Source organism: Pantoea sp. B566, from assembly GCF_024793925.1.
In the GTDB taxonomy this organism is placed as follows: domain Bacteria; phylum Pseudomonadota; class Gammaproteobacteria; order Enterobacterales; family Enterobacteriaceae; genus Pantoea; species Pantoea ananatis.
In genome coordinates, this window is the sequence record NZ_JANUQL010000003.1 from 828,600 (window position 1) to 848,040 (window position 19,441).

A 19,441-nucleotide genomic window follows, 5' to 3' on the forward strand; every position below is an offset into this window, starting at 1 on the left:
TGTAAACCTTTCTCTTCTTTTGCCGATGTTTTGTTCAACAGAATAACCTCCTAAGAGAGCAAGGAAATGAACACAACGCTGGTTAATGAAGGGCATCCCAAACTTAGTCTTTGGCAAAACATCCGCCTCGTTCCTCTGTTTAGTTTAATATTCGGCGGGATATTGTTTCTGTTCGCACTCTGTATTGCTATCTCAAGCTACTTTCTTATTCTCAGTAATCAGTCCCTTAAAGATGCTACCGATGAGATCCAGGTTAGAAACGGGCTTATCGACAGCTCATCGCACATGCGCTCTGCCCGTTTGAATATCATTCAGGCAGGCGCCGCCGCGCGTATCGGTGAGATGGATGAATTCAACGCCAATCTTGCGGCTACGGCCGATCGTATCAAGCAGGCTGAAGCCGGCCTTAAAATCTATTTGAATCGTAAAAGCAAAACACCAGAAGGCATCAAGCTGGATGAGCAGTTACAGGCGCGTTTCAAAGAGTATGTGACGAAGGGTTTGATGCCGATGATCGAATCGGGTAAACAGGGCAGCTTCGAAAGCATTATTGCTCAGGAAACCGATACGACACGCAAACTGGATAACGCCTATAAAGCCGTTCTGATGGAGGCGATTAAGCTTCGTGATGTTCGCTCCGCTCAGATCAACGATCAGGCGGCAGAGCAGTCACGAATTGGATTTATCGCAATGGGCTCCGCGTTTGTTGCCGCTCTTGTGCTGGTGCTGCTCACCTTTGTGTTTTTACGTCGTGTCGTCATTAACCCACTGCGCAATTCAGTGGCGCACATAGAACGTATTGCTCAAGGGGATTTAACGGCACCCACTGTCCCGCACGGCCGTAACGAAATAGGTCTGTTGCTCGACAACCTGCAACGTATGCAGCAGTCGCTAATCAAAACGGTAGGTACCGTCCGCGAAGGGGCTATCGCCATTTACCAGGGATCAAGTGAGATTTCTGCGGGTAACACCGACCTGTCATCGCGTACCGAGCAACAGGCAGCCGCGCTTGAGCAGACTGCGGCCAGCATGGAACAGCTCACCGCGACGGTGAAACAGAACGCAGATAACGCCCATCACGCCAGCCAACTGGCAGCAGATGCGTCCGGCAAGGCGCGCAGCGGCGGCGATATGGTAAGCGGCGTGGTGAAAACCATGAACGATATTTCCGGTAGTTCGAAGAAAATTGCTGAGATCACTAACGTGATCAACAGTATTGCCTTCCAGACGAACATTCTGGCGCTGAATGCCGCCGTCGAGGCTGCCCGCGCGGGCGAACAGGGCCGCGGTTTTGCCGTGGTCGCCAGCGAAGTCCGTAACCTGGCTCAGCGCAGTGCGCAGGCGGCAAAAGAAATTGAATCGCTGATTGCTGAATCAGTGAAGTTAGTCAGCAGCGGTTCACATCAGGTAGGTGAAGCCGGGACGACCATGAGCGAAATTGTTGAGGCCGTGCGTCGCGTGACCGATATCATGTCGGAAATTGCCGCCGCGTCCGACGAACAAAGCCGGGGTATCCAGCAGGTCAGCCAGGCCGTTACAGAGATGGATAACGTGACGCAGCAAAACGCCTCACTGGTTGAGGAAGCCTCGGCTGCGGCTGCCTCTCTGGAAGATCAGGCTGGTAAGTTGACCAAGGCGGTGGCGGCTTTCCGTTTGCAGGATACGCCAGCAGCAAAACCTGTTCATCAGTCCGATAGCGCACCTAAGGCGCCTGCGCCTGTCTTGCGCCCCGCTGCCGCCACAAGCGGCAATGAGAACTGGGAAACGTTTTAGCCAAAGCAGACCGGTGAGTCAGCGACGTCGCTGAAGCGCGTTGCCTGACGGCGCTGTCAATAACACTCGCCCTCTGACCCGAACAGGCCAGAGGGCGATTGTGTGTTGGTCTGGCAGTTAAATATGAAGGTCAGTCGGCAGGATAAGGCTCGACAAACACACCGTCCTGATGACCGCTCTCGTTAAAGAACCAGATGCCCTGCGGGTAATCTTCCAGGGCCACCAGAAACATGGTGCCTTCACTAAATGGCTCAACAGCCAGGATGGTGCCTGTACGACGGGGCCCACCATCCGTTTTCACACTGACGCGATCGTCTACCTTCATTTACCACTCTCCCGATACATTCCTGTTAACAGTTTAATCGAAGAGCCTGGGTAATGCAGGCGTTAGCGACGCGCGATGACCCACACGGCGTGAATGATGCCTGGAATGTATCCACACAGGGTCAGCAGGATGTTAAGCCAGAATGCTCCCCCAAAACCTACCTGCATAAAAACACCAAGTGGGGGGAGTAAGATTGCGATTAGAATTCGAAGTAAGTCCATAACCATTCCTTTAGGTATTGATAAAAAACCGTTTTGTTATCAAATATAGTCCCTTTTTAGCAGATTACTGAGAAAGTCAGGTAAATCTGAGTAATACGCATTTTCAGTTTCCTGACACTTCACTGCGAGACGTTTAACAGGAACAACGGGTAAACTTTTTTTCGTTGCTTTCCTCCCCAGGAAATACAACACACCCAAAGTAACAAGGATCATTTGCCCGCGCAGCGCGGGCTTTTTTTTTCTGTCCCGCCCTCTCATTTTCCGCTAAATTGTATATTTATTACCCAATCCAGCCGATGGAGGTTTGCGATGTCGCTTCCCCACCCAGCCGAAAAGCATGAGCGGGATAAAGAAATGGACGCCCTGCTGCAGGCTATTGAACCCGGTAGCACCGGTGAACTGCAGGACTACTTTTCCCCACACTCGCAGTCAGTGACGGGGGCGGATGCCCCTCGGCCAGGGCTGTGCCGTGAACCTGCGGAGCAGTGTGAAATGGATATTCATGATTGTCGTTATACAGAGATAAACCGCTAGGCAGCGCAGCAGCACTGAATTCGGCGCAAAAAAATACCCGGCGCGAGCCAGGTAAGCAGTCAATTCGTTACACCAGGGAATTCATATTGCTCGTTCAGAGTACGCTTCCCGTTCGCCAAAACAAGCCTTTCCCGTGCGCGTTTCACTCATTTCGCCCTAACTCAAACTGGCCACTTTCACCCTGAGCCTTGTTATTTCAGCGATATTCGCTGCACGAAATGACGGCATCGCCGATTTTATCCTTCGGGTTTTAGGAATCCTCCTGGTTATAGGGGTTGCGGTGCGCAATGCTAAGCCTGCTGTAGACTCAACTACACTAAAACTAATGTCGAACTGGAGTGAAGGAGATCAGGATGCCGAATCTGAATGAATCGCTAATGATAGTGACCGACCTCGATGGATCGCTGCTTGACCACCACGACTATAACTGGGATGCCGCAGCAGACTGGCTTGATACACTCAACGCGCACGCCATTCCCTTAATTATTTGCTCCAGCAAAACCGCCGCTGAGATTCTGCCACTGCAGCGTAAGCTCGGTATTGCCGGCACCGCCTTTATTGCTGAAAACGGCGCCGTGCTGTACCTCAACGAGAGTAAAAGCGTGCGCATTCCGGACGACAAGATGAACTATGCCGCAATCTGCCGGGTGCTGGCAGCGTTACAACAGCAGTTTCGCTTTACCGGCTTCCATGACTTCAGCGATGTCGATGTTTCCGCCATGACCGGCCTGAGTGAAGCGGATGCCGCCCTCGCCCGTCAGCGTGATGCTTCAGAGGTGATTGTCTGGCGGGATACCGATGAGGCCTTTGACCGCTTTCGCAAGGCACTGGCCGACTATCATCTTTCCCTGACGCAGGGCGGCCGCTTCTGGCATGTCATGCCTGCCAGAAGCGGCAAAGGAGAAGCCTTGCGCTGGCTGCTGTCTCACACCGACCGGGAAGGCGTTACCACCCTTGGCCTGGGCGATGGCCCGAACGATGCCCCGATGCTGGATGCGGTTGACTATGCCGTGGTGATCAAAGGCTTCAGTAAAACACCGGTGACCTTACAGCGCGCGGAGGATGCCAACGTATTCCGCACGACACATCACGGCCCTGAAGGCTGGCGTGAAGGGCTGGACCATTTTTTGACTCAGCCATGAAAGGCTGTTGTTCCTCTCGCAAAACCATAAGGATGATGCAATGAGTGATTTCTTTCAGAATGGCGTAATTACTAACTTTCATAATCTTACGCACCGCAGCGTTGAGTCGCTGGAAAAAGAAATGGTGCGTTTTGCCCGTAAGCGCAAAATGGGATTGATCCTGCCTTCCCTCTTTTCCGAGCTGGAAGGTCCGGCGTTGACAAAAATTGTTGATGAACTGGCTAAGGTCCCCTATCTGGATGAAATCGTTATCGGGTTAGATCGGGCTGACCGTGACCAGTTTCTGCATGCCCGCGAGTTTTTTTCCCGACTGCCGCAACGGCACCGCATCCTGTGGAATGACGGCCCCAGACTCAAAGCCATTGACGCGGAACTGGATAAAGAGGGGTTGTCGCCCACCCATCCGGGCAAAGGACGCAACGTGTGGTTTTGTACCGGTTATACGCTGGCCTCGGATCGCACCAGCTGTGTTGCGCTGCACGACTGCGATATTGTCACCTACGAACGCGGCATGCTGGCACGCCTGCTTTATCCGCTGGCTAACCCCGCTTTTCAGTATGAATTCTGCAAAGGGTTTTACGCACGCGTCGCTGACGGTAAACTCAATGGCCGCGTGGGCCGCCTGCTGGTAGGCCCGCTGCTGCGCTCGTTACAAAAAGTCTATGGCCACTCCGAATACCTTGATTACCTGTCCAGCTTCCGTTACCCGCTCTCGGGCGAGTTTGCGATGCGCACGCACGTGCTCAACGGCATTAAAATCCCCGGCGACTGGGGACTGGAAATTGGCGTGCTCTCTGAAATTTACCGTAACTACACCACGCGCCAGTCGTGTCAGGTGGAGATTGCAGATCACTATGATCACAAGCATCAGCCGCTGGCAGAAGATGATGGTACCGGTGGCCTTAAGCGCATGAGCAACGATATTGTCCAGTCGCTGCTGCGTAAGCTGGCAACCATGGGCGTGCCGCTGACCAGTGACTCATTCCGGGTACTGAAAGCGACCTATTACCGTAATGCGCTGGATATGATGGAAATCTATAACCATGAGGCGGCAATGAACGGCCTGAAATTCGACCAGCATGTTGAAGAAGCGGCCGTCGAAATGTTCACCCAGTCGATTCTGGATGCCGGTCAGTCCTTTATCGAGCGCCCGAACGACAAGCCGTTTATTCCCAGCTGGAGTCGGGTTCAGTCGGCTTTTCCGGATATCCTGCAGCGTATTTATAAAGCGGTAGAAGAGGACAACGACGGCAACGTATAACGCTGCAGGCATCGCGCCAGTGAGGATGGAGCGTGTGATAAATCCAGTCAGGCCGCCGTCGTTTACGGCCTGACTGACAGAAATCAGGAAGTAAACTGGGGCTGCGATTCGCTGGAATGGCTGAGCTCATCGGTGCGAAAAGCCTCATTCCTGACCGCATAACCATCGTACCATCGACATTCAACCATGCCGCTGGCATGTCCGGTCACCACCATCGTTTGCCCGCCTTCCTTATGCTGTACTTCATCACTGATTGCAAAAACCATGTTGCGCCCTCTTTGAGAAATGACTGTCATTGAAACCATTTCTTTATAGCATGGTAAAAGAGTTGCTGCTGTTAAGACGCGCATAAAAATGGCGAATTCAGAATAACGTAGAGAGATATGTCGAAAACAAATCAGGCGGATAAGAATTATCCGCCTGGGGCGCTGAGTGGATTAGATTTTGCAGCCTTCACAATCGGCATCATCAATCAGGTCTTCTGGCACTTCGCCCGCCTTTTTTTCTGCCTTCGCTTCGGCCTGCTCTAACTGAGCATCAATATCAAATTCAAACATGTCATCGCTCATCGTTTTCTCCCCTGAACGCGTTAAAGAATGCGCTTTTATACCGATTACTCACGCAGTTTGGCAATAAGGTTAACCACTAACAGCACGATCGACCCAATGATAAAACCAATCACCAGGTTTGCGCCGTTGCTCAGCAGGCCAGCAACCAGGCCGCTGAAGGGTGCGATCGCATTTTCAATCAGATGATGCAACGGCGTCAGGCCGTGGACGATAATGCCGCCCCCGACCAGGAACATGGCCAGCGTACCGACAACGGTCAACACTTTCATCAATACGGGGGCAGCGGCCAGTAATACTGCGCCCAGCGCCTGGGCCACGCGTGACGATTTATCACGTAGCCAGAACCCTAAATCATCGATTTTAACGATGCCGGCGACAATGCCGTATACGCCAATCGTGACCAGAATCGCAATACCTGACAGGATCAGCACCTGATTTAGCAAGGGCGCTTCGGAGACGATACCGAGGGTAATGGCCACGATTTCAGCCGACAGAATAAAATCGGTGCGCACTGCGCCTTTGATCTTTTTCTTTTCGAAATCGCGCGGGTCCTGTTTTGACAGCTTATCCAGGCGTTGCTGACGCGCCTCTGGCGAGTTCTGCTGTTTATCATGCTGCAGACTGTGCAGGACCTTTTCCACCCCTTCATAACAGAGGTACGCACCGCCAATCATTAACAGTGGCGTAATCAGCCAGGGGGCAAACGTAGAGATAATCAATGCCAGCGGCACGAGTATCAGTTTGTTGAGGAACGAGCCTTTGGCTACGCCCCATACGACCGGCAGTTCGCGATTGGCTTTCACGCCACTCACCTGCTGCGCATTCAGTGACAAATCGTCACCCAGCACGCCTGCCGTCTTCTTCGCGGCGACTTTTCCCATTACCGAGATATCGTCCAGCAGCGTGGCAATATCATCGAGCAACGTTAATAAACTGGTTCCTGCCAAAGTATTTCCCTTATTCGGTCATCAGCAACGGGTTATGTCTGCATCAGCCGCAACGCGTCATCCTCGACGAAGCGCGTGACAGTGCAGCCCGTCGTGCCTATTCCGGTTCGTTATGTTGACAACATGGGCATCGTTCAATTTCTGTCACGGTCATATCAGCGATGCCCTCACAATCCCATTCGACGCGCACCGCTTGTCCTGCGAGTCCATCCATGTGCAGATATTTACTGACCGGGCTTTCCGTCATGCCGGTTATCTCTTCCGTGGCCACCAGCGTTTCCCCAGCATAGATTCTGGCGGTGGCTTTGGTATTCACCATGCGCTCATCACGAATCTGATACAGGCGTTTAACCGTCAGTTTTATGCTGCTCATTGCGGGCTCCCGGTCACGGAAAAGCGTCTATCTAACATTTTATGTTACTGATTAGCAAGGTGGGATCATTCATCCTCTCGGTAATGATGAATTCCCTGATGATCGATTTCAGCGCTGTCATTCATCGCCAGCAGCCACTCTTCGAGACGTTCAAGCAGGGCTTCATCGTCCAGTTTGAGTTTACCGCGTAGCGCGCATTCCCAGATAATCAGCACCTTCCAGCCATTCTCCCGCAGCTGCCGGACATAACGCCGATCCCGTTCTACATTACTGTTTATTTTGCCCGTCCAGAACTCGGTGCGCGTGGCGGGGATCTTAAACAAATAACAGTGGTGGCGGTGCCAGAAGCAGCCATGCACAAAGATAATCGCCTGATGCGAGGTCACGACAAAGTCAGGGCGGCCTGGCAGGTTTTTGTCCTGTACCCGATAGCTGAATCCACGATCTTTGAGCAGCAAGGCGATTCGCTGCTCTATGGCAGTGTCCTGTTGACGAATTGCGCGCATATTTTTACTGCGCGTTTCGCTGGAGTGAACGTCGGCCATAGCACCTCCTTAATAGCGACTTATTCAACTTTAGTCGTCGCCCTGAAAAGTGAAAGTCGGCCAGATAAAAGCAGAGAAAATATTTTCACCCCCAGCCCGCGCCGTTTTGATCTGACGCGGGCAATTGTGCCTTTTTGACGCTGGCGCACACTGAAACACTATTCTGACCTGCGCCCGCAGATTTCCTCCTCGGGCAAGGAGTGTTAGCATACGCGCTTCACTGTTAAGGATATTTGCATGCACGCTGTCGCAACCGCTGAACCTCTTCTCCCTGCTGCTCTGCATTCCGATGAACTGAACATGTTACAACAGGTGCTGTCGATCTATTCCGTTAAGGACGTTGTCGCACGTTTGCATCAGGCAGGCTTTCCGCACTGGACGCCGCCACTGCTGAACGCTATTCGTCAGGGCAAGCGCGCGTTACCCTCGCTGGCCGCCGCAGAACTGTCGCTGTTGCAGGATTTGTTGCCTGCACGTCCTGCCCATTATGATTCTCCGGATTTCCGCTTTATCGATCTGTTTGCCGGCATCGGCGGTATTCGACGTGGCTTCGAGCGCATCGGCGGTAAATGTGTATTTACCAGTGAGTGGAATAAAGAGGCGATTCGCACCTATCGGGCGAATCACTACAGCGATCCGGCAGAGCACCACTTTAATACGGATATTCGCCAGGTCACGCAGCCAGCCGGCCTTACTGACGAACAGGCGATCTATCAGTCGATTGATGCGGCCATTCCCGACCATCAGGTACTGCTGGCGGGCTTTCCCTGCCAGCCCTTTTCTCTGGCGGGCGTCAGTAAAAAAAATGCGCTGGGCCGGGCTCATGGCTTTGAATGTCAGGCGCAGGGCACACTGTTTTTTGACGTCGCCCGCATTCTGGCGGCAAAGAAACCGCCATTCTTCGTCCTGGAAAACGTGAAGAATCTCAAAAGCCATGATAAAGGCCGGACGTTTGCGGTGATTATGGAAACCCTGGACGAGCTGGGCTATGACGTGGCGGATGCCCAGGCTGGCGCGCCCGATCCGAAGGTAATTGATGCACGCTTTTTTTTGCCGCAGCATCGTGAACGTATCGTTCTGGTCGGCATCCGGCGGGATATTGCTGGCTCAGCGCAGTTTAGCCTGCGCGACATTCGCCAATTTTTCCCCGCCCAGGTGCCCAGCCTACAGAGCCTGCTGGAGCCGCAGCCCGACGACAAATACATCCTGTCGCCCGTATTGTGGCGTTACCTCTACCAGTACGCTAAGAAGCATAAAGCACGGGGTAACGGGTTCGGCTTTGGCCTGAATGATCCACACAATGTGCATTGCTGCGTGCGCACCCTGTCAGCCCGATACTATAAAGATGGCTCAGAAATTTTAATCGATCGCGGTTGGGATCGGGAAAAAGGGGAAGCCGATTTTCTTGATGCCGCCAATATGGCGCGGCGGCCCCGTCGGTTAACGCCGCGAGAATGCGCGCGACTGATGGGATTTGATAGTGCAGACAGCCATCCCTTCCGCATCCCGGTATCCGATACGCAGGCCTATAAACAGTTTGGCAATTCGGTGGTGGTACCGGTGTTTGCCGCCGTGGCGCAGTTGCTTTCGCCCTATATCCGCCAATTGAACGCATAATTCCCGCTAAAAGTTGCGCTTAGGCGCAACAATTCCTCTCTTTTCCTGCCGTCCGGCGGGATTGTCACAACGCCGTCATGCAAGCCCAGAATACTGCTGCTTTTTCAATGGATGGGTAGAATGATGTCACCTCTCACTTTGTTGTCGCGGCACGTGCTGAAAAGACGTTCCCGCTTTAGGTTTCCGGCGATCCCCACCTGGCTAACCAGCCTGCGCGGGAACTTTATTTTGTTCGTGGTGCTGTTTTGTTTGCTGCAGTCCATCGGGATTGTTCTGCTGACCGCTCAGGTGAGCCAGAACAAAGTCAACCTCACCCAGGCCAGCGCCATGCGTGACCGGCTGGCCTTGCTGGACCGCGCACGCGTCGAGCTGCTTACGGCCAGTGATAACAGCCACCGCGCCGGGCTGTATTTAATGGAAGATCAGAAAAGTGGATCGGTTGACAGCTGGAAAAGTCTGGCAGAAACAGCCAAATCGTCTTTGCTTCATGCTGAACAGCTTTTTGCTCGCTATCACGCCGCACCCGGCGGCGAACTGCAGCAGGGCTTTACGTTGCTGAAACAGGGACTGGAGGAGCAGCTAAAAGGTCTGGAGGGGAATAACATTGACGCCTTCTTTATGGTACCGATGCAGGCTTACCAGCAGCAGTTCAATAGCGCCTGGTTTAACGAGATTACACAGACCAATAAACAGCTCACTGCGGTTAACAGCCTGACCCTTCAGACACTCATGGAAAGCCGCAACCTGGCGCTAATGGTGACAGGACTGCTGTTTGTCCTGCTGCTGACCGGCGGCGTATTGCTGCTGCGTGGTGTGATCGTTCCCTTACGTCTGGCCAGTCGACAGTTACAGGACATCGCAACCGGTGATTTAATCAACTGCCCGGTTCCACCGCGTTTGCAATCGCTGGAAACGTCCAGACTCTTCAACGCAGTGGCGGAGATGCGCCAGGGGCTGCGCACCATCGTGGCTGAAATTAACACGATTGCGGCAAGCGTGGCCGAAGGTACGCGCGAAATGCAGCATACTAATGAGCAGGTCAGCGAACAGTATCAAGCGCAAAACAGCAGCTTTAGCCATATTTCCCAGCGCCTGCATCGCGTGTCTGAAGAAGTCGAAAACAGCACCCTGTTTTCTCAGCAGGCCTCTGAACAGGCGCATTTCGCCGACGATCTGATGCAGCAATGTACGCTTCAGGTGGATGAGATGGAGGTTCAGATGCGCCATATCGTCGCCTCCTCAGGCGAAATCGCGGGTATCGTTGAGATGCTGGACGGCCTGTCACTGCAAACGCGTTTGCTGGCGCTCAATGCCGCCATCGAATCCGCTCATGCGGGCGTGTATGGACGAAGTTTTGGCGTGGTCGCGAAAGAGATGGGCAACCTGTCAAACAAGAGTGGCGAATCGGCGCAGCAGATCAACGGTCTCGTTAATCATACGCAACTGCACATTTCAGAGGGCTTCAATAAGGTGAAATCGCTTGAGGCGCTGTTTAACCAGATAAGCCAGTCGGTCAGCGCCGTTGTGACACAGTTGCAAGAGCTGCAGGAAAACGCCACCGCACAAAGCCGCCGCGTGACGGGCATTGCTGCAGAAGTGGTGGCGCTGGATAAACAGCTTCAGACAAACGAAAGCCTCACCGCCCGCCAGGGCCGCACGGTCGATACGCTGCAGCAGCAGGCCGCGCGCCTGGCCGAAAGCGTGCAGCAGTTCCGTATCACCCTGTAGCCGTTAAGCTTGGGATGGAAAAAAGCCGCCAGTGTTAAAGGCGGCTTTTGATAGTTTTGCGGGGACAAACACCGAATTTTACGATTTCTTTTTCTTGCTCTGCTTCTTCAGCAGCGTGCGCAGCTGCTTGATTTCGCTGGAGCTTAATGCATCCGATGTGTCTTCCTCTGTATTCTGGCTGTCAATGACAGGCTGAGCAGGCGCATTGAGGCTGGACTGAAGCCGTTGCACGATTTCCTGACTCATCGACACCTGATTTTCAAGCGCCAACTGTTTGATGTGTTCTTTCAGTGCAGGATCAATTTTAATCGTTAAATTAACAGTTTCGGTCATTTCATCACTCCTTTATTGTTATTACTGCCACGCTACCGGATGACTGTATCGATTCCTATACTGTCATAAAAATTTAATATTCAGCGTGTATAGGGCTAAAGTCGTGGAGTACTGACTCATCCAGACTGACTAAGTTGCCTTGCAGTTCCGCACACAGCTTGGCCATATAGTGCACCAGAAAGTCAGCATTGTGTTCTGCCAGCCTGCGCCCTGCTTCGGTTTGCATGGTTTCTGGCAACCGCAGTAGCTTGGTCTGAAAGTGATCCAGCGTCCACTTAACATCATTGAGTTCCCGATCTTTACCGAGCGGATCCTCGCTGTTAAACAAGGGGCGATTCATGGAACCTGCCGTATAAAACACCCGCGCCAGACCGATAGCACCGAGCGATTCCAGCCTGTCGGCATCCTGCACAATTTTTGCCTCCAGCGTTTTTGGCGTAATGGCGGCACTGAAGCTGTGCGCCTGAACCGCATGCATGACCTGCTCCATCAATTCCTCAGGAAAATCGATGAAATCCTGTTGTAAAATGCGCTGCGTTTCACTGGCGGCATAGGTGGATGCCTTGTGACGCTCAGGGTGGTTTTTCGGTAAATTCACCACATCGTGAAAATAACACGCGGTCAGGACCACCAGCGGATCGGCTTGGGTGCCGGCCATAATGCGTTGAGCGCTCATCCATACGCGGCGTAAATGTGCGATATCGTGCGCGCCATCATCATGAATCCAGTTGTTTTCAAACCAGGTCTCATAGCGAGCCTGCCAAAGCGTAAGTGACATATTCTCTTTCCTGTTGGGTTGACGTCCGTCCTGACTGACGATGAATTACGCGCTCAGGCCCGACCATCATAGCGAATGGCTAATGACATTTTCTTTACACAGCAGAGGAATATCGCCCTTGCCCCAGGATAATTTCGAAAAAAAATGCGACGCTGATCATTTTTATAGCATTTTGCCGTAATTAAAACGTCAGTTTGCTGCTTTTTCAGCCTTGACTGATTTAATTGCGGGCAGGTTAATTAGTTTAATAAATGTAATGATTAATGATAGGCATTTTCTCGGGGAGTAACAAAAAACATGACATAACCTGTTCGCACTTATCATTAAAATCGGCAAAAGTTACACACAGATAAATCTGAAAAGGTTCCTATTTTTGCCGATATAACGTACTGTATTCTCACTATCAGATGTCCCGGAACGCGCATTGACAACAGCATTGTTGATTTTTTATCCGCCCCCGTTTTTCGGGACAAAAATCACCAATGCTCAGATGACTATGAGACGGCAAATTGTTAAGGGTAATGATTTATAGTTTTTATGATATTGCCACCATTTAGATGCCCTTGTTGTTTTAGCAGTAACCGGGTTCTACTAATAAAAAGAGGTAATCCATGAAAGAGCGGCCGATTCTTTTTTCCGAACAGCGGGTTCGTGCCCTGTTAGTTGGCCAACAAACGCAAACCCGGCGCATAATGAAAACGCAGGCTTTTGGCCCGGGGCAGGATCACCACGAAGGGGTTCATGCTTTTGACGTTCAGGCTAACCACCTGCATGGCGACAAAATGATGTCGATGAATGACATTCGCTATCACTGCCCGTACGGTATGCCGGGCGACGTGCTTTGGGTGCGCGAAACCTGGCGTGGGCCGATTGTGCCGCAAGATGCCCTGGCGGATTACGAGCGCGATCCCGTACCGTTCCGCACGCCGGAATTTTGCCAGTACCGTGCTGACAGCAATGAACTGGGTCAGCATACGCTGAGCGGCCCGGATGACGAGCAGTTTGGCTGGCAGACGGCCATTCATATGCCGCGCTGGGCCAGCCGTATCAATCTGCTCATTACCGATGTGCGTGTGGAGCAGATTCAGGATATCAGTGAAGATGACATCATGGCTGAAGGGGTCCAAACCGACTCGCACTTTCTGAATAACTTTTTCACCATGAATGTGAATTCAGAAATGCCAAAAGAAGCCTATCGCAAGGCATGGCAGAAACAGTACGGTGCAACCAGCTGGCAGGTAAACCCGTGGGTGTGGGTCATTGAGTTTGAGCGTGCCGGGCGTGAGTAAATTTAGCCTACGCTTTGCGGGCTAAATCACAGACAATCTCCTCGCTAACGGGTTGAATATACCGTCTTCATCCCTGAAGCCCGACAATGCCAGCATGACGTTTCGATGCTGGCATTTTCCTGTCTGGTCTCTCAGGATTCTGCGACAGCAGCATTCAGTGCGGAACTTACGATGTTAAAATGGCCATGGAAAACGCATAGCGATACCGCCGTCACCGAATTGCCCTGGCAGGCCGGTCTGGCACAGCCCATCTTTACCCTTCTCACACAGGATGAACAGCAGTCGCTGACAGAACTGGCCCAGCGCTTTCTGCAGCAAAAAAAGCTGGTACCGCTTGAAGGCTGCCAACTTGATGCGCTGCGTAGCGTGCGTATTGCCCTGCTGTTCTGCTTACCCGTGTTGAAACTGGGTCTCGACTGGCTGGATGGCTTTCATGAAGTGCTCATCTATCCTGAGCCCTTTAATGTGGCGGATGAGTGGCAGGATGAAAACGGCCTTGTGCATCACGCGCCTGCCGTTCATGCGGGCCAGAGCTGGACGCAGGGCCCGGTGATCCTTAACTGGCTGGATATTCAGGATTCCTTCGATCTGTCAGGGTATAACCTGGTCATTCATGAAGTGGCACACAAGCTGGATGCCCGTGGTAGCGGCTACACCAGCGGCGTTCCACTGATTCCTCTGCGTGGCGTCGCCCAGTGGGAAAAAGACCTGCGTGAGGCCATGGCTGAGGTTGAAAATGAGGTTGAGCTGGTCGGGGAACAGGCCGCCAGTATCGATCCTTATGCCGCCAGCGATCCTGCGGAATGCTTCGCGGTGTTATCAGAGTATTTTTTTACCGCGCCGGTTCTGTTAGCTGAACGCTTTCCCGCGATGTATGGGCATCTCCAGCAATTTTACCAGCAGGATCCGTTAAGCAGAATCCAGATGACTGATCGGTGATTTGTTTACTTCGCGAACGCTTTGCATTAAAGCTAGCCAGTTGAATGCTAAACGCTTTTTTACAGTTGACACCTTGAGGCGACCTCGTTACTATTCGCCTCGTTCACACGATTCCTCTGTAGTTCAGTCGGTAGAACGGCGGACTGTTAATCCGTATGTCACTGGTTCGAGTCCAGTCAGAGGAGCCAGATTTAAGAAGCCTGCTTAGGAAACTGAGCAGGTTTTTTGCTTTTCTGCGTTTACCTTTTACATCTAAAATCTCAGCTCAGAATGGCCTCCAGTCTGGCCACCACTTCATTCACAATAACTTCAGGTATTCGTTCAAGATATTTGCCATTCCGGGCTTCCATATCAATGGTTCTGGGCTGGTCACAACGAATTACCCCCGTTGTTTTCGTTCCTGCGCCATCCAGTGAAACAGTAAACCCCGCTGCGCGGGCAAAGTTTCCGCCGTTGGTCACGGGAACAACCACAGGTAGCCGCGTAAACTGATTAAAGGACGCCGGAGAAACAATCAGTACTGGACGCCTTCCGCTTTGTTCATGCCCGGCAATCGGATCTAGTGAAACGAGCCAGATTTCCCCTCTTTCCATCTACAGGAGCTCCTTGCCCACCGCAGGCGCATCAATCCATTCCCGACCCTCTTCGCTTATTTCAGCGTGCGGATCGCACTGCGCCAGTAGTTCTTCGAGTGAATAGCGGGGACGTTTTTGAGGTTCAATTATGAGGCAGCCACTATCAATGGTCATGCCCACTTCGCTGTCCGTCGACAGCCCCAGCGTTTTCAGCACGGCGGGAGGGACCGCCAGCATGACAGATCCGCCAACCTTTTTCAGACGAGTGGTATACATAGAGCACCTCCGAATATTATATTTTAATATAACATCTGCGGCAGGCGATGCACAATTATTCATCAGATTCATTGTGATTTCCTTAACGTAATAAAGCGTGAAGAAAGCCTTAATCCATCAGAGGACAGATCCGGCAGTTTTCAAAGGCGGCATTGCCGGTAAAACGGCGACCATTCTGATACATCAGGTGCTTCTTTCAGATCATGAAGCACTTCGTGCAGTCAGGAACTTAGTTCGTGGTAAGAAGGCCGATAATAGAAAACTGTTTTTGCGGTTCAAAGGATTATGACGGATCAGATAAACGAAATGCGGCGCAGCTTCCGTATCCGGGCTGCGCCGGAGGAACATCAGCGATAGCGCGAAGGCCAGATTTTTTCAGGCTCGACGTCTAACGTTTCAGCAATCAATCTTTCGCCTTTGGGCCAGCGGCGGGTAAGCGCATTAGCCAGCGTGGAGGACGCTAGCCCTGCCTGACGGGAAACCGCCGCCAGCGACGTTCCCCGTTTTTTCAGGGCCGCATTAATGTCGGCGGGATGCCAGTCCTGTTGTGTCATGCCGTCACCTCGTCGATAAACTTCACGCCGTCGGCTGTGCGGAGCCAGCGCGGGGCTTTCATTTCCGCAGCGAAATAGTTGATCAGTTCATACAGCAGGCAGCTAAGGTACTTCTCCGTTTCAGAGGCAAATCCCAGCCCCGACAGAGTTTGCGTGATAGCAAGGCAGTAACGACAAAGCTCCGTACATTCAGGCTCGAAACGGGGAATGGTCGCAGGGAGAGTGTCAACGGTCAGGCTTTCAACCAGTTACAAAAAACCATCGAAGGTTTTGCCACGCGTTATAAAACACTTATACAAAAAATACCGGTAGAAACGTTACGCACTAAACTCAAGTTCTGGTTTGTTACGAACCGTCCAGCACTGCATTTCCGGTGCGAACCGGCGGCCTGCATCCGGTCAGCATTGCGCGTCTAAAAAACGGGGCCAGAATGCACACATTCTGGCCCCGTCACGGCTGGCGTTATGAGCCGGAGGGCTTATGTCAGCACGCGCCGGAGGCTATTTCGCGCCCTCTGCCAGCTGTTGCAGCATCTCAATATGAACAGGCTTATCGTTGAGCGCAGGGATATAGGTAAAGGACGTTCCCCCTGCATGCATGAAGATTTCTCTGTTCTGCTCATCCAGTTCTTCCAGCGTTTCCAGGCAGTCTGCCGCAAAACCCGGGCTAATCACCTGCAGGCTTTTTACGCCTTCCGCAGGAAGATTTTTGATGGTTTCATCGGTGTACGGCGTTAACCAGGGCTCTCTGCCAAATCGTGACTGGAAGGTCATCACAATCTTCAACGATGGCATGTTAAGGGCTTCGGTGAGCAATTTGGTGGTCAACGCACAGCGATCCTGGTACTTATCCCCTTCGTTAGAAAACCTGACCGGTATGCCATGGTAGGAGACCAGTAGCGTATCCGGCACGCCATTGGCCTCGAATGATTCCAGCACAGAGGCTTTTAACGCGTCGATGTAGGCAGGATGATCGGCATAATCGTTTATGAAGTTGATCGCCGGCGTGTAACGGTTTTTCATCGTCTGCAGGTGACGGCTGACGCTGTCCCAGACGGAAGAGACGGTGGACGAGGAAAACTGCGGATACAACGGGATGACAATAATTTTATCGACACCTTTCGCCAGCAGTCTGTCAATGGCGCCGCCAATGCTGGGCTCGCCATAGCTCATTCCTAACTCGACAGGCATGCCCGTCAGCGCTTCAAGTGCGCGAGCCTGGCGAACGCTGTAAACCATCAGCGGTGAACCTTCGTCCATCCAGATAGAGGAGTACAGTTTGGCCACGCGTTTGGCGCGCAGCGGAATAATCACGCCATGCAGGATTGGACACCACAGGATCCTGGGTAAATCGACCACTCTGTAGTCGTGCAAAAATTTAGATAAAAACGTTTTAACCGCAGCAGTTGTGGGTTCTTTTGGTGTTCCAAGGTTAACAATTAAAACACCCTGTTTATTCGTCATTAGCTGGGACCTCTGAAAACCCATGGAAAAAAAGTGCCTGAACACTGTAGCACACTCAAGGACATCATCACCTCCGCCCTTGCCGCTGGCGTGTGCGGAGGCGAAACGAAAACCGGCTTAACTCACCCTTCGGATCGGCGTTGACCGCTGAGTCAACGTTCAACGCCCTTTGCTGTCTCCGACACGGCCATATGCCCCGGGCTGTCGGTACAGACCATCAATGAAAACACGCAAGCGCACCTGACAGTTTGCAAAAAAGTAAATCTGGCTCGCCACGCTTCAATGCATTCTCAGGCAGTGAATACCACCACGCGCAGCAACACCGCCTTTTTTAGTTTTTAACTCTGCGTTATCTGAGGAGTCAAAAACAGTGGGTCGTATCTTACCATCGCCCTGCTGGCAAACGACCAATAGCTCTGATAAGTCCTGTCGCCCTCCAGGCCGGTTCGTGCTTTTTATCGCCATAACTGATGACAAGACGATCGGATAATCCCCTGACTATTCAGGGGGAACTATCACATCTTGTCGATATTTCGATTTATCAAAGTGAATATTGAGCATGCTAATATTTAGACGTCTATGCTCGTGCTGCCCGATTCCGCTTAAGTTCCGAAAGGTCTGGCGGCGAGTCGGATCATGCAGCACACTCACTGTGCTTCAGCCAGGACAAAATAAGACCGAATACGGTCATGAATCAGACTGATGCAACCACTTTCGCCAACAGGCGGTTCGGGACAGGAATCATTATGCATAAAGGGGTTTCTACAGGCGAAGACGCGTTGCTGCAACACAGGTCATTTGTGGCCTTCTGGCTGGCCCGTACCTGTTCTTCGTTTGGCTTTCAGATGTTTTCCGTGGCCGTCAGCTGGCAAATCTATGCGATTACCCACAGCGCCATGGCACTGGGCATGATTGGCCTGATGCAGTTTCTGCCTTCGGTGCTGTTAGCCTTGCCCGCAGGGCATCTGGCAGATCAATTCGACCGTCGTCGTATCGTGGTGATTGGGCAACTCATTGAATGGGCCGCCCTGCTCGCCCTGGTGGCGCTGACGCTACTGCACTGGGCAGATAAGATTGAAATTTGGGGGTTGGTCTTCCTGATCGCTTTGGCTAAAGCACTTGAGTGGCCTGCTATTACCTCAATGCTACCTGCGCTGGTCCCGCCATCGATTCTGGCGCGCGCCATGGCGGCCAGCTCCGTCGGCGGTCAGGCCGCGGTGATTGTCGGGCCGACGTTAGGCGGACTGCTTTACGTGGCCGGTCCCGAGGTTGTTTACGGGGGTTCAGCGCTCTTTTATTTGCTGTCGCTAATCTTAGTCAGTCGCCTACGTTACGAACGTCCTCCTCAGGAACGTATGCCGATGACCTTGTCGAACATGTTTATGGGCGTGCGCTTTATTCGCGAACGCAAAGACGTGCTCGGCGTGATATCGCTCGACCTGTTTGCCGTGCTACTGGGCGGTGCTACCGCACTGCTCCCTATCTTCGCCCAGGATATTCTGCACACCGGGCCATGGGGCCTTGGCCTGTTGCGGGGTGCGCCGTCGGTAGGGGCGCTGTTGGTCGGCGTCTGGCTGAGCCGCAACAAGCTGGAAAAGCACGTCGGCATGATTATGTTTGGCTCCGTTGCGGGTTTTGGCCTGGCGACGCTGCTGTTTGCCCTTTCCACCAAACTGTGGCTTTCACTGCTGGCGCTGGCGGCGCTGGGCGGTTTCGATATGGTGAGCATGGTGATTCGCGGCGCGCTGGTTCAGTTGGATACACCGGATACGATGCGCGGCCGCGTCAATGCGGTTAACGCCATCTTTATCAATACTTCAAACCAGTTGGGTGAGTTTGAGTCGGGGCTGTTAGCAGCATGGATGGGCGCGGTGCCTGCCGCGGTGATTGGCGGCGTCGGGACGCTGGTAGTGGTCGGGCTCTGGATGACGCTGTTTCCGAATCTGCGCAAAAGGCAGAAGCTTGAGAATGAAACGGTGGGGTGATTGCGATGTTGAAGGCTGCAGCACTGAGAAATGCGCTTATTGACTGGCAAAGCCTGGCTGCAACATTGAATGCTGCAGGCTTTATCGCTATAGCCCAACCGCAAGTAGGGCTAAAATATTAGTAGATACACTGTGTAGTGACAGATAACAACGAAGTGCGCGAGTATTTTAATTTTACTAAGCAGATGATTAAGTAGATTAAGTGCAGGTATAT

Annotated in this window: 22 protein-coding genes, 1 tRNA gene and 1 pseudogene; 10 read left to right on the forward strand and 14 right to left on the reverse strand. The window is 52.5% G+C overall.

Annotated features, from left to right (window positions below):
- The first annotated feature begins 66 nt into the window (after positions 1–66).
- A complete protein-coding gene (locus tag NYE92_RS05595; protein WP_015700052.1) occupies positions 67–1,773 on the forward strand; it encodes a methyl-accepting chemotaxis protein in 1,707 nt (568 codons plus the stop codon).
- Between the two features lie 130 nt (positions 1,774–1,903).
- Here NYE92_RS05595 and dsrB read toward each other — a convergent pair whose 3' ends face one another.
- Both dsrB and NYE92_RS05605 read right to left on the reverse strand, forming a co-directional pair.
- A complete protein-coding gene (gene dsrB / locus NYE92_RS05600; RefSeq protein WP_014593953.1) occupies positions 1,904–2,098 on the reverse strand; it encodes a protein DsrB in 195 nt (64 codons plus the stop codon).
- A 62-nt stretch (positions 2,099–2,160) separates the two neighbouring features.
- Positions 2,161–2,319, reverse strand: coding sequence for a YqaE/Pmp3 family membrane protein (locus NYE92_RS05605; RefSeq protein WP_014605562.1), 159 nt, complete (start codon positions 2,317–2,319; stop codon positions 2,161–2,163).
- A 309-nt stretch (positions 2,320–2,628) separates the two neighbouring features.
- Between NYE92_RS05605 and NYE92_RS05610 the strand changes: the two genes are divergently transcribed.
- From NYE92_RS05610 to NYE92_RS05620, 3 genes are all read left to right on the forward strand, one after another.
- Complete coding sequence (locus tag NYE92_RS05610) at positions 2,629–2,853, forward strand: DUF2525 domain-containing protein (RefSeq protein ID WP_013026191.1); 225 nt, start codon at positions 2,629–2,631, stop codon at positions 2,851–2,853.
- Between the two features lie 353 nt (positions 2,854–3,206).
- Positions 3,207–3,995: a mannosyl-3-phosphoglycerate phosphatase-related protein gene (locus tag NYE92_RS05615; RefSeq protein WP_014593954.1), complete on the forward strand. Its 789-nt coding sequence runs from the start codon at positions 3,207–3,209 to the stop codon at positions 3,993–3,995.
- Positions 3,996–4,035: 40 nt separating this feature from the next.
- Positions 4,036–5,256, forward strand: coding sequence for a glycosyl transferase (locus tag NYE92_RS05620; protein WP_014593955.1), 1,221 nt, complete (start codon positions 4,036–4,038; stop codon positions 5,254–5,256).
- A gap of 83 nt (positions 5,257–5,339) precedes the next feature.
- Here the strand turns inward: NYE92_RS05620 and NYE92_RS05625 are convergent, their stop codons facing one another.
- The 5 genes from NYE92_RS05625 to NYE92_RS05645 form a co-directional block, all read right to left on the reverse strand.
- Positions 5,340–5,522 carry a YodC family protein gene (locus tag NYE92_RS05625; RefSeq protein WP_019106597.1) on the reverse strand — a complete coding sequence of 61 codons (183 nt, stop codon included), beginning with the start codon at positions 5,520–5,522 and terminating at the stop codon, positions 5,340–5,342.
- Positions 5,523–5,693: 171 nt separating this feature from the next.
- Entirely contained in the window at positions 5,694–5,825 is a 132-nt protein-coding gene (locus NYE92_RS05630; RefSeq protein WP_014605559.1) for a hypothetical protein, read from the reverse strand.
- Positions 5,826–5,869: 44 nt separating this feature from the next.
- On the reverse strand, positions 5,870–6,772 hold the full coding sequence (locus tag NYE92_RS05635) for a DUF808 domain-containing protein (protein ID WP_013026196.1): 903 nt from the start codon (positions 6,770–6,772) through the stop codon (positions 5,870–5,872).
- Between the two features lie 97 nt (positions 6,773–6,869).
- On the reverse strand, positions 6,870–7,145 hold the full coding sequence (locus NYE92_RS05640) for a hypothetical protein (RefSeq protein WP_013026197.1): 276 nt from the start codon (positions 7,143–7,145) through the stop codon (positions 6,870–6,872).
- A gap of 65 nt (positions 7,146–7,210) precedes the next feature.
- A complete protein-coding gene (locus NYE92_RS05645) occupies positions 7,211–7,690 on the reverse strand; it encodes a very short patch repair endonuclease (protein WP_013026198.1) in 480 nt (159 codons plus the stop codon).
- Between the two features lie 237 nt (positions 7,691–7,927).
- Between NYE92_RS05645 and dcm the strand changes: the two genes are divergently transcribed.
- A complete protein-coding gene (gene dcm, locus NYE92_RS05650) occupies positions 7,928–9,307 on the forward strand; it encodes a DNA (cytosine-5-)-methyltransferase (protein WP_014593957.1) in 1,380 nt (459 codons plus the stop codon).
- A gap of 111 nt (positions 9,308–9,418) precedes the next feature.
- Positions 9,419–11,035, forward strand: a complete 1,617-nt coding sequence (locus NYE92_RS05655) for a methyl-accepting chemotaxis protein (protein WP_064352458.1) — start codon at positions 9,419–9,421, stop codon at positions 11,033–11,035.
- 78 nt (positions 11,036–11,113) lie between these two features.
- Here the strand turns inward: NYE92_RS05655 and NYE92_RS05660 are convergent, their stop codons facing one another.
- Both NYE92_RS05660 and NYE92_RS05665 read right to left on the reverse strand, forming a co-directional pair.
- A complete protein-coding gene (locus NYE92_RS05660) occupies positions 11,114–11,368 on the reverse strand; it encodes an Arc family DNA-binding protein (RefSeq protein ID WP_013026202.1) in 255 nt (84 codons plus the stop codon).
- Positions 11,369–11,441: 73 nt separating this feature from the next.
- A complete protein-coding gene (locus NYE92_RS05665) occupies positions 11,442–12,146 on the reverse strand; it encodes a phosphohydrolase (RefSeq protein ID WP_022623305.1) in 705 nt (234 codons plus the stop codon).
- A 611-nt stretch (positions 12,147–12,757) separates the two neighbouring features.
- Between NYE92_RS05665 and NYE92_RS05670 the strand changes: the two genes are divergently transcribed.
- From NYE92_RS05670 to NYE92_RS05680, 3 genes are all read left to right on the forward strand, one after another.
- Positions 12,758–13,435, forward strand: coding sequence for a hypothetical protein (locus NYE92_RS05670; protein WP_013026204.1), 678 nt, complete (start codon positions 12,758–12,760; stop codon positions 13,433–13,435).
- Between the two features lie 171 nt (positions 13,436–13,606).
- Positions 13,607–14,374: a DgsA anti-repressor MtfA gene (gene mtfA / locus NYE92_RS05675; protein ID WP_227022858.1), complete on the forward strand. Its 768-nt coding sequence runs from the start codon at positions 13,607–13,609 to the stop codon at positions 14,372–14,374.
- 112 nt (positions 14,375–14,486) lie between these two features.
- Positions 14,487–14,562: transfer RNA gene (locus NYE92_RS05680), tRNA-Asn, on the forward strand.
- A gap of 72 nt (positions 14,563–14,634) precedes the next feature.
- Here the strand turns inward: NYE92_RS05680 and NYE92_RS05685 are convergent.
- From NYE92_RS05685 to hemH, 5 genes and pseudogenes are all read right to left on the reverse strand, one after another.
- Positions 14,635–14,967 carry a type II toxin-antitoxin system PemK/MazF family toxin gene (locus NYE92_RS05685; RefSeq protein ID WP_259018696.1) on the reverse strand — a complete coding sequence of 111 codons (333 nt, stop codon included), beginning with the start codon at positions 14,965–14,967 and terminating at the stop codon, positions 14,635–14,637.
- Entirely contained in the window at positions 14,968–15,225 is a 258-nt protein-coding gene (locus NYE92_RS05690) for an AbrB/MazE/SpoVT family DNA-binding domain-containing protein (protein ID WP_014605554.1), read from the reverse strand. It abuts the gene before it with no gap.
- A 347-nt stretch (positions 15,226–15,572) separates the two neighbouring features.
- Entirely contained in the window at positions 15,573–15,779 is a 207-nt protein-coding gene (locus NYE92_RS05695; RefSeq protein ID WP_064352433.1) for a helix-turn-helix transcriptional regulator, read from the reverse strand.
- Positions 15,776–16,027 (reverse strand): annotated as a pseudogene (locus NYE92_RS05700) (hypothetical protein); the annotation flags it as partial. The pseudogene NYE92_RS05700 and the gene NYE92_RS05695, both read right to left, overlap by 4 nt.
- Positions 16,028–16,279: 252 nt before the next feature.
- Complete coding sequence (hemH, locus tag NYE92_RS05705) at positions 16,280–17,242, reverse strand: ferrochelatase (protein WP_259018698.1); 963 nt, start codon at positions 17,240–17,242, stop codon at positions 16,280–16,282.
- Positions 17,243–17,988: 746 nt separating this feature from the next.
- Here hemH and NYE92_RS05710 point away from each other — a divergent pair.
- Positions 17,989–19,227, forward strand: coding sequence for an MFS transporter (locus tag NYE92_RS05710; RefSeq protein ID WP_041457689.1), 1,239 nt, complete (start codon positions 17,989–17,991; stop codon positions 19,225–19,227).
- Positions 19,228–19,441 lie beyond the last annotated feature (214 nt).

Coding starts and splice junctions, on each gene's coding strand:
- NYE92_RS05595 (WP_015700052.1), top strand. CDS start 67: ATGAACACAACGCTGGTTAATGAAGGGCATCCCAAACTTAGTCTTTGG.
- NYE92_RS05690 (WP_014605554.1), bottom strand. CDS start 15,225: ATGTATACCACTCGTCTGAAAAAGGTTGGCGGATCTGTCATGCTGGCG.
- NYE92_RS05695 (WP_064352433.1), bottom strand. CDS start 15,779: ATGACACAACAGGACTGGCATCCCGCCGACATTAATGCGGCCCTGAAA.
- NYE92_RS05605 (WP_014605562.1), bottom strand. CDS start 2,319: ATGGACTTACTTCGAATTCTAATCGCAATCTTACTCCCCCCACTTGGT.
- NYE92_RS05660 (WP_013026202.1), bottom strand. CDS start 11,368: ATGACCGAAACTGTTAATTTAACGATTAAAATTGATCCTGCACTGAAA.
- NYE92_RS05670 (WP_013026204.1), top strand. CDS start 12,758: ATGAAAGAGCGGCCGATTCTTTTTTCCGAACAGCGGGTTCGTGCCCTG.
- NYE92_RS05645 (WP_013026198.1), bottom strand. CDS start 7,690: ATGGCCGACGTTCACTCCAGCGAAACGCGCAGTAAAAATATGCGCGCA.
- NYE92_RS05615 (WP_014593954.1), top strand. CDS start 3,207: ATGCCGAATCTGAATGAATCGCTAATGATAGTGACCGACCTCGATGGA.
- dsrB (WP_014593953.1), bottom strand. CDS start 2,098: ATGAAGGTAGACGATCGCGTCAGTGTGAAAACGGATGGTGGGCCCCGT.
- NYE92_RS05630 (WP_014605559.1), bottom strand. CDS start 5,825: ATGAGCGATGACATGTTTGAATTTGATATTGATGCTCAGTTAGAGCAG.
- NYE92_RS05610 (WP_013026191.1), top strand. CDS start 2,629: ATGTCGCTTCCCCACCCAGCCGAAAAGCATGAGCGGGATAAAGAAATG.
- NYE92_RS05620 (WP_014593955.1), top strand. CDS start 4,036: ATGAGTGATTTCTTTCAGAATGGCGTAATTACTAACTTTCATAATCTT.
- NYE92_RS05685 (WP_259018696.1), bottom strand. CDS start 14,967: ATGGAAAGAGGGGAAATCTGGCTCGTTTCACTAGATCCGATTGCCGGG.
- NYE92_RS05665 (WP_022623305.1), bottom strand. CDS start 12,146: ATGTCACTTACGCTTTGGCAGGCTCGCTATGAGACCTGGTTTGAAAAC.
- mtfA (WP_227022858.1), top strand. CDS start 13,607: ATGTTAAAATGGCCATGGAAAACGCATAGCGATACCGCCGTCACCGAA.
- NYE92_RS05625 (WP_019106597.1), bottom strand. CDS start 5,522: ATGGTTTTTGCAATCAGTGATGAAGTACAGCATAAGGAAGGCGGGCAA.
- dcm (WP_014593957.1), top strand. CDS start 7,928: ATGCACGCTGTCGCAACCGCTGAACCTCTTCTCCCTGCTGCTCTGCAT.
- NYE92_RS05655 (WP_064352458.1), top strand. CDS start 9,419: ATGGGTAGAATGATGTCACCTCTCACTTTGTTGTCGCGGCACGTGCTG.
- hemH (WP_259018698.1), bottom strand. CDS start 17,242: ATGACGAATAAACAGGGTGTTTTAATTGTTAACCTTGGAACACCAAAA.
- NYE92_RS05710 (WP_041457689.1), top strand. CDS start 17,989: ATGCATAAAGGGGTTTCTACAGGCGAAGACGCGTTGCTGCAACACAGG.
- NYE92_RS05640 (WP_013026197.1), bottom strand. CDS start 7,145: ATGAGCAGCATAAAACTGACGGTTAAACGCCTGTATCAGATTCGTGAT.